The 15,375-nt window shown below is 67.2% G+C and carries 13 protein-coding genes; 10 read left to right on the top strand and 3 right to left on the bottom strand.

Annotated features, from left to right (window positions below; genetic code table 11):
- Nucleotides 1-31 precede the first annotated feature (31 nt).
- The 6 genes from ACT9TC_RS06870 (at nt 32) to ACT9TC_RS06845 (ending at nt 7,136) form a co-directional block, all read left to right on the top strand.
- Complete coding sequence (locus ACT9TC_RS06870) at nt 32-1,105, top strand: ABC transporter substrate-binding protein (protein WP_458042625.1); 1,074 nt, start codon at nt 32-34, stop codon at nt 1,103-1,105.
- A gap of 78 nt (nt 1,106-1,183) precedes the next feature.
- A complete protein-coding gene (add, locus tag ACT9TC_RS06865) occupies nt 1,184-2,200 on the top strand; it encodes an adenosine deaminase (protein ID WP_458042624.1) in 1,017 nt (338 codons plus the stop codon).
- Entirely contained in the window at nt 2,197-3,600 is a 1,404-nt protein-coding gene (locus ACT9TC_RS06860) for an NtaA/DmoA family FMN-dependent monooxygenase (RefSeq protein WP_458042623.1), read from the top strand. The genes add and ACT9TC_RS06860 overlap by 4 nt, the downstream gene beginning before the upstream one ends.
- A 46-nt stretch (nt 3,601-3,646) precedes the next feature.
- A complete protein-coding gene (locus ACT9TC_RS06855) occupies nt 3,647-4,243 on the top strand; it encodes a TetR/AcrR family transcriptional regulator (RefSeq protein WP_051513751.1) in 597 nt (198 codons plus the stop codon).
- A gap of 111 nt (nt 4,244-4,354) precedes the next feature.
- Nucleotides 4,355-5,749, top strand: coding sequence for an NtaA/DmoA family FMN-dependent monooxygenase (locus tag ACT9TC_RS06850; protein WP_458042622.1), 1,395 nt, complete (start codon nt 4,355-4,357; stop codon nt 5,747-5,749).
- Nucleotides 5,750-5,759: 10 nt separating this feature from the next.
- On the top strand, nt 5,760-7,136 hold the full coding sequence (locus tag ACT9TC_RS06845; protein ID WP_458042621.1) for an NtaA/DmoA family FMN-dependent monooxygenase: 1,377 nt from the start codon (nt 5,760-5,762) through the stop codon (nt 7,134-7,136).
- A 186-nt stretch (nt 7,137-7,322) separates the two neighbouring features.
- Here the strand turns inward: ACT9TC_RS06845 and ACT9TC_RS06840 are convergent, their stop codons facing one another.
- From ACT9TC_RS06840 to ACT9TC_RS06830, 3 genes are all read right to left on the bottom strand, one after another.
- The gene (locus ACT9TC_RS06840; protein WP_458040599.1) at nt 7,323-8,912 is read right to left on the bottom strand and encodes an IS1182 family transposase; all 1,590 of its coding nucleotides are present in this window, start codon (nt 8,910-8,912) and stop codon (nt 7,323-7,325) included.
- A 176-nt stretch (nt 8,913-9,088) separates the two neighbouring features.
- The gene (locus tag ACT9TC_RS06835; RefSeq protein ID WP_458042620.1) at nt 9,089-10,336 is read right to left on the bottom strand and encodes an IS701 family transposase; all 1,248 of its coding nucleotides are present in this window, start codon (nt 10,334-10,336) and stop codon (nt 9,089-9,091) included.
- Between the two features lie 53 nt (nt 10,337-10,389).
- Nucleotides 10,390-10,572 (bottom strand): hypothetical protein, encoded by a 183-nt coding sequence (locus ACT9TC_RS06830; RefSeq protein WP_458042619.1) that lies wholly within the window; start codon nt 10,570-10,572, stop codon nt 10,390-10,392.
- A gap of 200 nt (nt 10,573-10,772) precedes the next feature.
- Between ACT9TC_RS06830 and ACT9TC_RS06825 the strand changes: the two genes are divergently transcribed.
- The 4 genes from ACT9TC_RS06825 to ACT9TC_RS06810 all read left to right on the top strand — a co-directional run bounded on the left by ACT9TC_RS06825 (nt 10,773) and on the right by ACT9TC_RS06810 (nt 15,350).
- On the top strand, nt 10,773-12,239 hold the full coding sequence (locus ACT9TC_RS06825) for a glyceraldehyde-3-phosphate dehydrogenase (RefSeq protein WP_458042618.1): 1,467 nt from the start codon (nt 10,773-10,775) through the stop codon (nt 12,237-12,239).
- 95 nt (nt 12,240-12,334) lie between these two features.
- Nucleotides 12,335-13,063 carry a histidine phosphatase family protein gene (locus ACT9TC_RS06820; protein ID WP_036300162.1) on the top strand — a complete coding sequence of 243 codons (729 nt, stop codon included), beginning with the start codon at nt 12,335-12,337 and terminating at the stop codon, nt 13,061-13,063.
- On the top strand, nt 13,047-13,928 hold the full coding sequence (locus ACT9TC_RS06815) for an ADP-dependent NAD(P)H-hydrate dehydratase (RefSeq protein WP_458042617.1): 882 nt from the start codon (nt 13,047-13,049) through the stop codon (nt 13,926-13,928). The genes ACT9TC_RS06820 and ACT9TC_RS06815 overlap by 17 nt, the downstream gene beginning before the upstream one ends.
- 111 nt (nt 13,929-14,039) lie before the next feature.
- Nucleotides 14,040-15,350, top strand: a complete 1,311-nt coding sequence (locus ACT9TC_RS06810) for an ISL3 family transposase (RefSeq protein WP_458042616.1) — start codon at nt 14,040-14,042, stop codon at nt 15,348-15,350.
- Nucleotides 15,351-15,375 lie beyond the last annotated feature (25 nt).

The following is a 15,375-nucleotide window of genomic DNA, read 5'->3' as shown; positions in this document are numbered from 1 at the left end:
ACCAGATGCCCCAACCCACACAAGGAGCCACATGTCGCACCGTCTGTCAGCCGCCGCACCACAGCGCCGCAAGCGCATCTTGACCGCATCCTCGTTCGCGCTCGTCGCCTCGCTGGCACTCGCCGGCTGCGCGGGGGCGGCGGGTGACGCCGAAAGTGCGGAGGTCGGGGAGGAACTCACCACCATCCGGGTCTCGCTCGGCTGGATCAAGAACGTCGAGTGGGGCGGATTCTGGATCGCCGATGCCGAGGGCTACTACGCCGAAGAAGGTATCGAGGTCGAGTGGATCGGCGGTGGGCCGAACGCTCCCACCACCATGGCGACCGTCGCCGCGGGAGATGCCGACCTCGGCATCGTGCCCGGAACGCAATCCTGGCTGCAGACCTTCGCCGACGGAAACGATTGGACAGCGATCGGCGCACTCTTCCAGGAGAGTCCTGGCGCGCTTGTATCGCTCGCGGACGATCCCGTCACCTCCGCCGAGGACATGGTCGGAAAGACGGTGCTCGGCCAGGAGGGCACCCAGATCAACTACGACGCCGTCTTCGCGCTCGCGGGTCTCGAGCCCGATTACGAATTCATCCCGGTCGGCTACGACATCGCCCCGCTCGTGGATGGCCAGGGCGTGGCATACACGGCCTACGCGACCAACCAGCCGATCATGCTCGAGGAGCAGTACGGGCTCTCTCCCGACGACTACGTCGTGACCCTCTATGCCGAACTCGGCATGCCCCTCTACGGCAACGTCGTCTACGGCGACTCTGCGTACATCGAAGAGAACGGCGATCTGATGGAGGGCTTCTTGCGGGCATCCATCCGGGGCTGGGAAGAGAACGGTGAGGACTTCGCCGTCGGAGCCCAGCTGTCGGTCGACGAGTACGGCGCCGATCTCGGCCTCGACATCGTCCAGCAGACCCGTGAGAACGAACTGCAGCAGCCGTTGGTCGTGGGGGAGTACGGCGACCCGCTGTTCTGGATGGACCCCGAGCTGATGCTGGAGCTGATGTATCCGGGCCTCGAAGCGGCCGGCTACGCGGATCTTCCGGACCCGAACGACTACATCGACATGAGCTACCTCGAGGCGGCCCACGCGAGCCTCGAATAAACCCGTGAGGTGGGGCTCGGGTGTTCATCCCGGGCCCCACCGCCCACCCCGATCACTTCGATAGCGAGAGAGAAACGCATGACCCTCACCGAGTCCCTCACCTCCGATGCCGCCACCGTCAGAGACCTACAGGCCCTACCCAAAGGGCACCTGCATCTCCACATGGAGGCGGCCATGCGGCCGGGCACACTCGTCGACCTGTCGGGTGCGCTCGGGATCGAGCCCGTCGTGACGAGCGGATTCTCCGGGTTCACCGCGTTCAGCGAGACCTACCGCGGTCTGCTCGCGGCCATGGATCACCCCGACCACCTCGGCATCCTGATGGACCAGATCTTCGAAGATCAGGCGGCGGAGGGTGTTGCCTATCTCGAGCTCGGAGTGAGCCCTCGCTTCTACGCCGGGCGGTACGGATCGCTCGAGGCATCGCTCGCCGAGATGCTCGACCTCGCGCGGTCCGCTTCGGCGACCCACGGCGTTGCGTTCGGTTTCATGCCGACGATCGATCGCACCGCCGGGCTCGAGAACGCGATCGAGGTCGCTCGTGCCGCGGCGCGGTTCGCCGGCGATGGCGTCGTGTCGCTCGGACTCGCCGCGGACGAACGCGGCTTCCCCTGCGCCGACTTCGCCGATGCCTTCGCGATCGGCCGCGCGGCGGGACTGCAGTCGACACCCCATGCGGGTGAGCTGGTGGGACCGGAGTCCGTCTGGGAGGCGATCGACGTCCTCCGGGCGGATCGGATCCTGCACGGCGTGCGGGCGATCGAGGACCCGGAGTTGGTGGCACTCCTGGCTGAGCGCGGCATCCCGCTCGACGTGTGCCCGACGTCGAACGTGCTGCTCGACGTCGTGGCCGAGATCGGCGAGCACCCGCTGACGGTCCTGCTGGATGCCGGCGTGCGGTGCTCGATCAACGCCGATGACCCGATCCTGTTCGGCCCCGACATCCTGGCCGAGTACGAACTGTGTCGCACCAGCCTGGGCATGACCGACGAGCAGCTCGCCGCGTGCGCGTGGACGTCGATCGAGACGACTCTTGCCCCCGCAGACGTCAAGGCCGCGGCGAAGACCGCGATCGACGGATGGCTTGCGGCATGAGCAAGACACTGCACTTCGGCGTCTTCGAGGTCATGGGCCCCCAGGTGGGTGGCACCTACAGTTGGGCGCACCCGCGCAGCGAGGGCCTGTCATACCTCGACCCGCAGCATTGGATCCGGATGGTGCGGATCCTCGAAGACACCGGGTTCGACTTCCTCTTTTTCGCGGGGGGCTACGGCTATCCGCTGATCGACGGCGACTTGCCCCATGTGGCGACCGAGAAGGCCATCAACTTCCCGAGCCTGGACCCGGACTACCTGATTCCGATCCTCGCCCAGCACACCGACCGGCTCGGCTTCGTCGTGACGCAGTCGACGGGCCTGGATCATCCCGTTCAGCTCGCCCGTCGGCTCTCGACCCTCGATCATCTGACGGGTGGACGCATCGGCTGGAACATCGTCACGGGGGCGTCGCAGAACGCGATCGCCGACGTGTTCGGTCACGACAGCATGGTGCCGCACGACACCCGCTACGAAATGGCGGCGGAGTATGTGGAACTCGCCGCTCGCTTCTGGGAAACCGCGTGGGATGACGACGCCTTCGTCGGCGACGCCGCGTCGGGCGTCTTCGCGAGGCGCGACGGGGTGCACCGCGTGACCTACGACGGCGCGCACTATCGATCGCGAGGATACTTTGGCGCACCGCCCTCGCCCCAGCGCACGCCCGTGCTCTTCCAAGCCGGCACATCACCGGCTGGCCGAGCTTTCGCCGCCTCGAACGCCGAGTGCGTGTTCGTGCAGGCGACGACCCCCGCGCGGACGGCCGCGGCCGTCGCCGATATCCGCCGCCTCGCCAGCGAGGCCGGTCGCGACCCCGAGGCCATCACCCTGATGTGCGGCCTGACCGTCTTTGTCGGCGAAACCGAAGCCGATGCGCTGCGGTACGAAGCCGAATTCGATGCGATGCAGACCGACGAGATCGTGGCGTCGCTGTACGCCGGCAATACCGGCATCGATCTGCTGGCGCTCGACCCCGACAAAACACTGCACCAGGTACTGGATGCCGGCGGGCCCATCGGGCAGATGGGTACGAGCAACATCGAGCGCTTCCTCGGTGACGCCGAGGGCACGGGTGCGCCGACCGTGCGAGAGATCCTCGACCAGTTGCGCGGCCGGGGGACGCGCGGCTTCCGTATCGTCGGAAGCCCGATCCAGGTGGCGGATCAGATCGAGTCGCTGATCGCCGCGACCGACCTCGATGGTTTTCTGATCGAGCCGGTCTTTGCGCCCCACGACCTCGAAGACTTCGGGCGGCTCGTGATGCCGATCCTGCGCGAACGCGGCCGGCTTCGCGACGGCGAGGCCGGCAACACGCTCCGCGCGCGGCTGTCGGAGACCCCGGGCAATGACCGGCTCGGCGCGGCGCACCCCGTCATCGCATCCCCCGTGACCGCGGGTTGATCGGCACCCGACAGGGCTCCGATCCGCCGCCCGTAAGATGAGCCGGGTGGAGAACACGCCGGAGCGTCAGCGCCTGCTGGGCTTGGTTGTCGACCTCATCCTGCGCGATGGGGTCATCGATCTCAGCCTGAGTGCGATCTCACGTGCGATCGGCTCGAACAATCGCATGCTGCTCTACTACTTCGGCTCGAAGCAGGAACTGATCGGCGAGGCGGCGCTCGTCGCGTTCGACAGCTTCCCGCGGTTGCGTGACATGTTCGCCCGACTGAGCCAGCCGGGGGATCTCGAGCAGCGCTTGCTCACAGCGTGGGACGATCTCGCCGACCCCGACAGCCGGCCGTACGTCCGACTGTTCTTCCAGCGGTTCGGCATCGCCATGCGCGATCCGGACGACTGGGGCGATTTCATCGAGCGTGTCGGGCGGGAGTGGATCGAAGACGTTCGCGACACGCTCCTGGCGGACGGTTTCTCGCCCGAGGACGCCCTGTCCGGCGCGACGCGGGTCATCGCGCTGTTCCGTGGCTTGCAGTTTCTGCTGTTGTCGGGCGTTGACCCCGCTCAGCTGCGCGCGGCGTATCGCGACGCCATCCGGGATCTTTCGGGGACTGCTGCCCTCGCGCGCGCCTCCGTACCCTCGGCCTGACAGGCCGACCCGGCCGACCCGTGGTCGTCCAGGTTTTTCGGGACGGTGACACGGGCGAAACAATCGCACCCTAGCTTTGAACTGTTCAGTTCAGTGGCGAGAGGTGAAGACATGGGTTCCGAAGGCATGAAGCAGCCGTGGAAGATCGGAATGTTCCAGTGCGCGGGGCTGATGGGGGCATGGAAGCTACCCGAAAACACCGCGACCGACTTCCTCGACCTGAACCACTGGTTGACGATGGCCCGCCGATGCGAGGATGCCGGCGTCGACTTCCTGTTCTTCGCCGACGACTACGGGTACCCGGTCGTCGGCGACGGTATCCCGGCGACGGCCCTGCGCGGCGGAGTCCAGTTTCCGAAAGCCGATCCCACGATGATCCTGCCCGCGCTCGCCGCGGTGACGGAACGGCTCGGCCTCGTCACCACGCTGTCGACCACGGTTGAGAAACCCCCGATGGTCGCACGGAAGATGGCAACCCTCGACCACATCACCAACGGACGCATCGGCTGGAACATCGTGACCGGTGCGGGCCAGAACGCCTCCGCGCGCCTGTTCGGGTTGCCGATGACCGAGCACGACCTGCGCTATGAGATCGCCGCGGACCACGTCGACCTCTCGCTCAAACTGTGGGAGGGATGCTGGGACGAAGGCGGGCTCGTGATCGACCGAGAGGCCGGGATCTTCGCCGACCCCGACAAGGTTCGCGAGATCGAGCACCACGGTCCGCACTTCGACGCGAACGGCTTGCTGACGGTTCCGCCCGGACCCCAGCGGACACCCATGTTGTTCCAGGCCGGCGCATCCATTCCCGGTCGTGACCTGGCCGCAAAGTACGCCGAAGCCGTCTTCCTCGCCGCGGAGGTACCGGCGCTCACGGCCCAGATTGCCGACATCCGCCGGCGTGCCGAGGAGTACGGCCGCGATCCGCGCTCGATCAAGTGCCTCATCGCCGGCACGTTCGTCGTCGCCGAGACGGAGGCCGCCGCCCACGCCCTTCGTGCCCGCCAGACGGGGACGCGGTCGCTCGAAGACGCTGCCGCTTCGTACGCCTTCTTCACCGGACTCGACCTGTCGGTCATGGATCCCGACAAACCACTCGACGTCGAAGCGGCCCTCACGCAGACGGGCCGCACGAACGTCGAGCGCTTCCTCGGTCCCGACGCACCGACCGTCCGCGAGATCCTCGAGGAGTTCCAGCGCAACAGCGTCATGGGGGCGCCCTTCATCGGTGACGCCGGGCAGGTCGTCGACCAGGCGCAGGCCGTTATCGAGGCGACGGACGCCGACGGATTCCTCGTCCAGCCGGATCACACGGGCACCTTCGACAGTTTCATCGATCTCGTGATGCCCGAGTTGCGTGCGCGCGGTCTCGTGGCCACCGACCTTCCCGCGATGACGCTGCGCGAGCGGTTGCTCGGCACGGGCACGCCGCATCTCGCCCCGGAGCATCCTGGGGCGGCCTACCGACGCGACGTCGCAAGCGCTAAATCACCGGCCACCGCGTAAGGAGCGAATCATGACGCGAATCACGACCAAGAAGCTGGCGATCGGCATGTTCCAGAACGGTCGTGCGCGACAGACCTGGGCGATGCCGGGCCGCGAGGATGAGCCGAACTACACCGACCTCGAGTACTGGACGGAGCTCGCCCGCAAGTGCGAGGCGGCGGGTGCGGACTTCCTGTTCCTCGCCGACTCGTACGGCTACCCGACGCTGAACGACACCGTCATCCCGACGGCGATCGAGCGGAACGTGCAGTTCTCGACCGTCGACTCGCAGATGCTGATGTCGGCGTTGGCGGCAGCGACGAAAAGCCTGGGGCTCGTCACGACGGTCTCCACGATGGTCGAGAAGCCGCCCATGGTGGCGCGCCAGTATCGCAGCCTCGATCACTTCTCGAAGGGCCGCATCGGGTGGAACATCGTGACGGGCTCGGCGCAGGCGGGATCCGCACTGCTGTTCGGCGAGCCGTTGATGCCGCACGATGACCGGTATGCGCTGGCCGACGATCACGTGCGGCTCTCGCTGAAGCTGTGGGAAGGATGCTGGGACGACGACGCCCTCGTCCGTGACAGCGCGACGGGGATCTGGGCAGATCCCGCCAAGGTGCACGAGATCATCCACGACGGCCCCTTCTTTTCCTCGAAGGGCGTGCTCGTCACGCCGCCGAGCCCGCAGGTCACCCCGACACTGTTCCAGGCCGGCGCCTCCAGCGCGGGGCGAGAACTCGCGGCGACGTACGCCGAGGCGGTATTCCTCGCCGCCGAGTCGAAAGCCCTCGCCGAACAGATCGCCGACATTCGCGGTCGCGCCGAGGCGAAGGGCCGCGGCCGCGACGCGATCAAGTGCCTGATCGCCGGGACGTTCCGCATCGCCGAGTCGGAAGATCAGGCACGCGCCGCGCACGAGGCCCAGATTGCGGGTATTTCTCTCGAGTATGCCGCCGCCACGTACGCCTACTTCACGGGCGTCGACCTGCTGTCGTTCGATCTCGACCGCCCGATGCCCGCAAGCACGGGGAAGACCGACAACGGACGCACGAACGTCGAGCGATTCCTCGGCCCGGATGCCCCGACCGTGCGGGAGATCCTCGAGGAGTTCCGCGCGAACGGCGTCATGGGCAAGCCCTTCCTCGGGACGGTCGAGCAGGCAGTCGACCAGGCCCTGGCGCTCATCGAAGAGACCGATGCCGACGGATTTCTCGTCCAGCCCGACCCCGACGGCAGCCACGACATGTTCTTCGAGAAGGTCATGCCCGAGCTGCGCCGTCGCGGTGTCATCAAGGACGAGTTGCCGGGCGCCACCCTCCGCGAGCATCTGTTCGGGGAGGGTTGCGTCCGGTTGCCCGATTCGCACCCGGGTGCCGCCTTCCGGCGGACGGGAGTGCTGGTCTAGGAGACTGCTGAACAAGGGGGTTTGGCGCGGACGGAGCGCGGCCGAGTAGCCGTCTCGCGGCGTGTGTAGGTCAGCACTCGGGGTGCGTCAACGGGGTCGCTCCGCCCGCTGGTGCCTATTCTGCGACGGGGTCGCGGGCGTGTCCAGGGGGTGTGCGCGTCCGTGGGGCGGGGTCCCGCGCTCGGGTCAGGTCAGCGCCCAGCCTTGGTTGTTCCGGGTGAGGCCGAGGGCAAGCAAGCGGCGCAGATTCAGTGCGGCGACACGGTGATGCAACCATGCGTTGTTCTTGACGACACCCCGGAACGGGACGCGCCGGTTCCCTCGGGTGACCCACGCGATCGTGCGTTCGACCATCGGCCGGAGCGTCCGGTAAGTGGCCTGGAAATCGGGATCGGTCGCGCGTTCGCGATGTGCGCGTTGCAGCAGGTCGTGCTCGTGCAACACGACGGTGCGTCCCTCGGCCGATGTTGTGCACTGGGTCTTCAGCGGGCAGGAGCGGCACGCGGCTTTGAACGTCGCGCGGCCATACGCGGTGACCTTCCGCACGTTCCCGGCGGGGCAGGTCACGGTTCCGGCGACCGGATCGTGGGCGAAGTCAGCGATCGTGAACCCGCCGGGAACTGCTGGCCGCAGCGGCCACGGCTTGATCACCGGCACGTGCCCCGCCTCGTCGAGGGCAGCGAGCATCGCCCCGGTCCCATACGCGGAATCACCGAGCACCTGAACGCTCTCACCCGCAGCGATCGTCGCATCGGCGGTCACCAGTTCTGCTCCGACCGCGGCGTCGGAGTTATCCGGCCCGGCGGCCTTGGTGAGGGCAACAGCGGTCGCCAGCCCAGTCTCCGGCTCGATCACGACGTGTGCTTTGAACCCGTCCTGACGGCGTTCCACGGTCTTGTGCGCGTGTCGCGCCTCGGGATCGACGGTAGAGATCACCCGGTCCGGTGCGACCTTCCGTGCGATCTTCCACCGCCCGTCAGTGCCATCTGACCCGGCGGCGGGTTCAACGTCTTGCCCAGCGACCAGGGCGAGCAGCGCGACCGCGTCTGCCGACTTCCCACCCGCCTGCTCGATGCTTTCGAGGTCCAGGGCGTCCAGCAGTGCGAGCGCGTCGCCGACCAGGGCAGAGACGAGTTCGTCGCGGGCGTCCTGGTCGTCCCACGCGATTCGCGGCTTCCCGGTCTGCTCGTAACCGTGCCCGGTGAGCGCGGCCAGCCGGGTGCAGACCACGGTGATCTGCTCGGCCGCGCCGGGCACGTCCCGACCGACCCGGCGGATCTGCGCGATCAGCTGGGTGACGGTGTCCTGCCGGGCGACCGCGTCATCGAGGATCGTGGAATCCACCGCCCGCCGCGTCTTGCCCGCGACCGCACCCGACTCGGCGATCACCTCACGGACAGCGTCGAAGACCCGATGCGGCCGAGCGGACGCGGCCAGCCGACGCCGCCAGTACGTCAACGTCGACGGGTGAAACCCCACGGCATCGATCGCGAACCCGCACGCGGCCTTCCACCGCAAATCGAACGTGACCCCGTCGGCCGTCTCCCGATCCGACAGGCCATGCAACGCCTGCAGCACCAACACGGACGCGGCGACATCCCCCGGCAGCGACGGGCGGCCACGCCCCGAGGGGAACAAGTCCTCGAACATGTCATCGGGGAACAGTCGGTGCCGGTGCTCGGCGAGGAACGCGAACACACCCCCCACCGGCAACAGATGCCCCGCGAACGAGGACACATCCAGAAGATCACGCGCACCGTCATCACGACCCTGCATGAACCAAGTCTTAACGACCAAACTCGACCACCACGCAGGCGCGCCTTAACCCGCCAGATTGTTCAGCAGTCTCCTAGTAGTACTTGGTTAGGTGGGTCCGGCGCGTTGGCAGTAGGGGCAGCAGCTGAGGAGGCGGGTGACCGCGGTTTGGAGTTCGCGGAGGATGCCGTAGAAGCTCAGGCTGCCCCTGGGGCTTTTGGGTCGGTGGCCAGTCGTTGGAGGGTGATGAACAGGTGCGCGGCGGTGACGAGGGTGACGTGGTGGTGCCATCCCAGCCAGGTGCGGCCTTCGAAGTGGTCCAGGCCGAGGCCGTGTTTGAGTTCGCGGTAGTCGTGTTCGATGCGCCACCGGATCTTCCCGAGCCGGACCAGCTCTGAGGTCGGCGTGTCGGGCGGGAGGGTGGAGAGCCAGTAGTCGGTGGGTTCTGCGGCGTCCTCGGCCCATTCGATGAGGAGCCAGCACTCGGGCAATGATCCGTCCGGCTCACGGGGCAGGTTCCGGTTCGCGGGGCGGACCCGGCGGGCGGCGAATCGGCTGGTCATGGTGCCTTTGGAGCCCTGCCGCCACGACACCTGCTCGAACGCGTCGGCGGGGAGGTCCTCGGCGTATGTCTTCGCTTGCACCGGCGCGGTCTGGTAGCTGGCCGTCGTGAACGGGTGTCCTCGCTTTCCGGTCCGCTCGGGCATCTCGAAACGGGCGGCAGCGTCGTGCACGCTCGTGGAGGACTTCACCTGCACCACATACGGGATGCCCCTGTCGGTGAGTGCGGTGCGGAAGTATCCGATCTCTCCGTAGCCGGCGTCACCGACCATCACGGGCGGCACCAGACCCCAGGTCGCGGCCTCGTCGATCATCTCCAGTGCGAGTTCCCACTTCGGTCGGTGCCGGACGGTATCGGGGATCTGCGCCTTGACCCGGCGGGCAGTGACCAGCTCGGCGTGCTCGTTCGTTTCCGAGCAGGTGTCGTCCCACGCCTCGGGGAGGAAAAGCCGCCACCCCAGCGGACAGGACGCCTGATCAGTGACCGCGTGGATCGAGACGCCGATCTGCACGTTCCCGACCTTCCCCAGCGTCCCCGAATACTGCCTGGCGACCCCGGGTGAAGCCGGGCCGTCCTTGACGAACCCGGTGTCATCGACCACCCACGCCTCCGGCTCAATGACCGCGACCGCCTTGCGGGCGAGCTGCCGGCGGACCGGCTCGACAGGCCACGGCGACGAGGACACGAACTGCTGCAACTGCTGGTAATCGATCCCGAGACGGTCTCCCATCGGCTGCATCGACTTCCGGCGGCCCTCAAGCATCAGCCCCTGCAGATACAGGCCACCCTTCGCCCGCTGATCCTTCCGCTGAAGCGACGCGAATACCTCGCCGACGAACTCGTCCAACCCCGCCCGCACCCGCGCTATCTCATCTGCCCGCACGCCGCGAGGTTAACAGCCATCCCGACCATTAACAAGCACCTAACCAAGTACTACTAGGCGTCGTCAGCCTTTTCGTCCTCTTCGGGCTCGAAAGTCGATCGGGTGCCCGTGTGGCCCGCCCCGACGCCGCGGGGGGCATCGGGGATCGTGCCGTCCTTGCCGAGTCCGCCCGGCTTCTGCGTTGCCTCGTCGTTCTCGGCATCGGACGCATTCTCGAGATCGCGGTCTTCCGTCATGGTCTTTCCCTTCGTCGCGGTGAAGCCTAGGCATCCATGAGGCATCCCGCTCCTGGGTTGACAGGGCCGTCACGGGAGCTCGATTAGGGGCCCGGAAGGAGCGGATAGAGTCGAGGGATCTGTGCTCGCCCGGGATTCGCTCGACTATTCGTATCGAGGATGCCGCGCTGAGAAGCACCTGCAACGTTGGAGGTACCGCCGTGTCCACGATCGATTACGACTCCCATCGCGACGACTGGGTGGCTCGCGAGGAGCTCGCCGAGCGCCTGATCCCGCAGATCGGCCGTCTGTACCGTGACCACGGAATCGTCACCTCAGTGCACGGTCACCGCATCATCAACCTTTCGGCGATCGGCGTGATCGAGGCGCACGAACGGGCCCGCCAGCTCGGTCACGAAGAACTCACCCTCGAGCAGACGGATGCCGTGCTGAGGGCGCTTCTCGCGATAGGTCCGGGTCCGGCTTCGGTCGATGTCGCGCGGCTCGCCCTCTCGCTGCGTGACGCCGGGCCTGAGGTCGATGTCGAGGCGCACGTTCGTGCCGCGTTCGAGGGTATGGACGTCGAGACAGCCGAACGGAGCACGGATGTCGTGCTCTACGGCTTCGGCCGCATCGGACGACTGCTCGCTCGCATCCTGATCAGTCACGCGGGCAACGGTCACGGCTTGCGCCTGCGCGCGATCGTCGTTCGGCGGGGTTCCGAGAACGACCTCATCAAGCGCGCGAGCCTCTTGAGCCGCGATTCGGTGCACGGGTCGTTCCCCGGCACGGTCGAGGTCGACGAAGAGAATGAGGTGATCGTCGCGAACGGCACCCGCATCCAGGTGATCTACTCTAGCGATCCGGCTGCGACGGACTACACGGCCTATGGAATCCGCGAGGCGGTCATCGTCGACAACACGGGTCGGTGGCGCGACGAGGAGGGCCTGTCGCAGCATCTGCGGAGCCCCGGCGTCGCGCGCGTCCTGCTGACCGCCCCGGGCAAGACGCCGCTGAAGAACATCGTCCACGGCATCAACGATTCGGACATCACGCCCGAGGACCGCATCCTCTCCGCCGCATCCTGCACGACCAATGCGATCACCCCCGTGCTGAAAGCCATCGACGAGGCCTACGGTGTCGTCCGGGGGCATGTCGAGACGGTGCACTCGTTCACGAATGACCAGAACCTCACGGACAACTTCCACAAGGGCGATCGCCGCGGGCGCTCGGCCGTGCTCAACATGGTCATCACCGAGACCGGCGCGGCCAAGGCCGTGGCAAAGGCGCTGCCAGAACTGGCCGGGAAGCTCACGGGCAGCAGCATCCGCGTGCCCACGCCGGACGTGTCGCTCGCCATCCTGAATCTCACCCTCGAGCGCCCCGCGACCAAGGAAGAGGTTAACGACTACCTGCGCCGGGTCTCGTTGCACTCGAAGCTGCGGCAGCAAATCGACTACGTCGAGTCTCCCGAGGTCGTCTCAACGGACTTCGTGGGATCGCACCGCGCCGGCATCGTCGACGGGCTCGCAACGATCGCGGACGGCACGAACATGGTGCTCTACGTCTGGTACGACAACGAGTACGGATACTCCTGCCAGGTCGTTCGCGTGCTGGAGAAGATCGCGGGAACGCACCCCGTGGTGGTTCCCACGCGTGTGGACGTTCGATTGGCGCCAGCCGGCTAGGTCGCTCGCCTGCAGACGAGTGCGCGGGTCGACAGAGACACAACCGACTTGTCAACGGGGTGCCCGCGAATGTTGCGCGCGCCTACGCTCGCGGGATGTCGGTGACGGAATTGTGGTTGGTCAGGCACGGTGAGAGTGTGGGCAACGTGGCGGCGACGCGCGCCCAACGCGAAGGGCTCGACGTCATTCCCCTCGATCTGCGCGACGCGGATGTCCCGCTCTCGCCTGTCGGGAGGACCCAGGCTCGGGCGCTCGGGGAGTGGATGGCGGCTCACCCGGAGCAGATCGATGCGTTCTGGGTGTCACCGTATGCCCGTGCCCGCGAGACCCTGACGATCGCGCTGAAGGATGAGGAATCCATCTCCGCCCCTCGGGTCGTGGACGAGCGTCTTCGTGACCGGGAGCTCGGCATTCTGGATCTCTTGACGCGCGTGGGTGTCGAGCGCCTGCACCCGGGGGAAGCGGAGCGCCGCCGCCATCTCGGCAAGTTCTACCATCGACCGCCAGGCGGGGAATCGTGGGCCGATGTCGCGCTGCGACTGCGATCTTTCCTCCGCGATGCTCTCCCGGGTCCCGCCGAGAGCGCCATGATCGTGGCGCACGATGCCGTGGTGATGCTGCTGCTCTCGGTGTTGCTCCCGCTCGACGAAGCGGAGCTTCTGGAATTCGCCGCCGCCAACACGGTCGACAACGCCTCGATCACCCACCTCCGCCTCACCGAGGAGGGCTGGGAAGTCGTCGATTTCTCGAGCGTCGCGCACCTCGAGCGCGCGGGTGCGCCGGTCACCGAGCATGCGGGGAGCCCCGATGTCCAGCCAGAGTGAGAGCGTCACGCCGGACCTCCTGCGGGAGTGGGGGCTGCCTGATCCCGGCAACTCGAAGAAGACACGCGGCCGGGTCATGGTCGTGGGAGGCTCCCGCCGCTCACCCGGCGCGATCCTTCTCGCGGGCGAGGCCGCACTGCGAGTGGGAGCGGGCCGCTTGGGACTCGTGGTGCCCGGCTCGATCGAGGCCCAGATCGGCGTCGTGATCCGCGAGGCCGCGATCTTCTCCCTGCCCGAACGAGCCACCGATCCGATCGAGGGTCACCTGCGAGACGAACTCGCCGCGGCGGGTGCCGTGCTCGTCGGCCCGGGTTTCGACGAGCCCGATGAGACACGCGCGACAGTGGAAGCCGTCGCGGACACGGATGTCTCGTGTCTCGTCCTGGACGCGTTCGGGCTCGGCGTGCTTCCCGATATCGATCGTTCGCGGCTTCCGCAGACGCTGCTCCTCAACCCGAACGAAGAAGAGGCCTCGCGGCTCTTGGGGCGCGAGCTCGGCGAGAACGGCAGCGATGAGCGCATCGCAGATCTGCGCGAGATCGCGGAAAGATACCAGGCCATCGTCAACTGCTACGGCGACATCGTCGACCCGGCCGGCGCATCCTGGCGCGTTGAGGCCGGTGGTGCCGGGCTCGGGACATCGGGCAGCGGCGACGTGCTCGCCGGCGCCATCGCCGGGATGGCTGCGCGCGGCTTGCCGCCCGAACGTGCCGTCGCGTGGGCGAGCTGGGCGCACGCGAGCGCAGGCGACCGGTTGACGAAGCATCCGGGTCTCGGATTCTTGGCGGGGGATCTCGCTCGAGAACTGACGCCGGTGCTGAACTCCGTGCTGAAGCCGGTGCTGGACGAGTTCACCCCCGCGTAACCGGCTCTTCGCAATTGAGGGTGTAGTCGGCGTGCGTGCGGCGTTGGCTGGATAGGGGTCGAGGTCTTCCAGGATGGAAGTTCCTACACTCACCGTCCGGAAGACCTCGACGTGCTCCACGCTACCTTTGCGAACCCTGACCTGACCACGTTCTGCCGCCTCGACGAGCTCGGCCTCGAAGCCGCCGGCCAACGACTCGAGCCAGATCGTGCGGTGATCGAGTGCCGCGTCGCCGAGCCGGATCCGTGGTGCCGGAACTGCGGTGTTGAAGGTGTCCCGCGAGACACGGTGACCCGCCGCCTCGCGCACGAGCCGTTCGGGCACCGTCCGACCACGCTGCTGGTTCGGGTGCGTCGGTATCGGTGTTCGGAGTGCGGGCGGACCTGGCGGGAAGACACGAACCGGGCTGCGGCGCCGCGGGCGAAGATCTCGCGAAGCGGAGTGAGCTGGGCGCTTGAGGGCGTCGTCCTTGACCACCTCACCGTGACCCGTGTTGCGGCGGGGCTCGGGGTGTCCTGGCATACGGCGAACAACGCGATCATCGCCGAAGGCAAGCGTCGGCTGATCGATGACCCTCACCGGTTCGATGGGGTCACGACGATCGGGGTCGATGAGCATGTCTGGCGACACACGCGGTTCGGGGACAAATACGTGACCGTGATCATCGACCTCACCCCGACGCGGAACAAGACGGGCGCGGCGCGGTTGTTGGACGTGGTCGAGGGCCGCTCGAAGGCCGTGTTCAAGCAGTGGCTCGCCGACCGGCCGCAGGCATGGCGGGACGGCGTCGATGTTGTCGCGATGGACGGGTTCACCGGGTTCAAGACCGCTGCCGCGGAAGAGCTCCCCGACGCGGTCCCGGTGATGGATCCGTTCCACGTCGTCCGTCTCGCCGGTGACGCGTTGGACCGGTGTCGGCAACGCGTCCAGCAAGACACCCTCGGGCATCGAGGCCGCGCCAGTGACCCCCTCTACAAGGTCCGCCGCACCCTGCACACCGGCGCGGGGTTCCTCACCGAGAAACAGCAAGCCCGGCTTGAGGCCGTGTTCGCGAGCGATGAGCATGTCGAGGTCGAAGCGACGTGGGGTATCTACCAGCGCATCGTCGCCGCCTACCGAGAACCCGACAAGGTGAAGGGGAAGCAGGCGATGCGAGCCGTGATCGACGCGATCACCACCGGCGTTCCCGCCGCCCTCGCCGAGATCCGGCGCCTGGGTCACACCCTCAAGCAGCGCGCCGCGGACGTCCTCGCGTTCTTCGACCGGCCCGGCACCAGCAACGGCCCGACGGAGGCGATCAACGGGCGCCTCGAGCACCTCCGCGGTTCCGCCCTCGGGTTCCGCAACCTCACGAACTACATCGCCCGCAGCATGCTCGAAAGCGGAGGGTTCAGACCACTGCTACACCCTCGATTGCGATGAGCCGCGTAACCTCGGAGCAGGAAGA

This window comes from Microbacterium sp. HM-570, from assembly GCF_054165885.1.
This window is presented reverse-complemented; position numbering and strand designations above follow the sequence as displayed.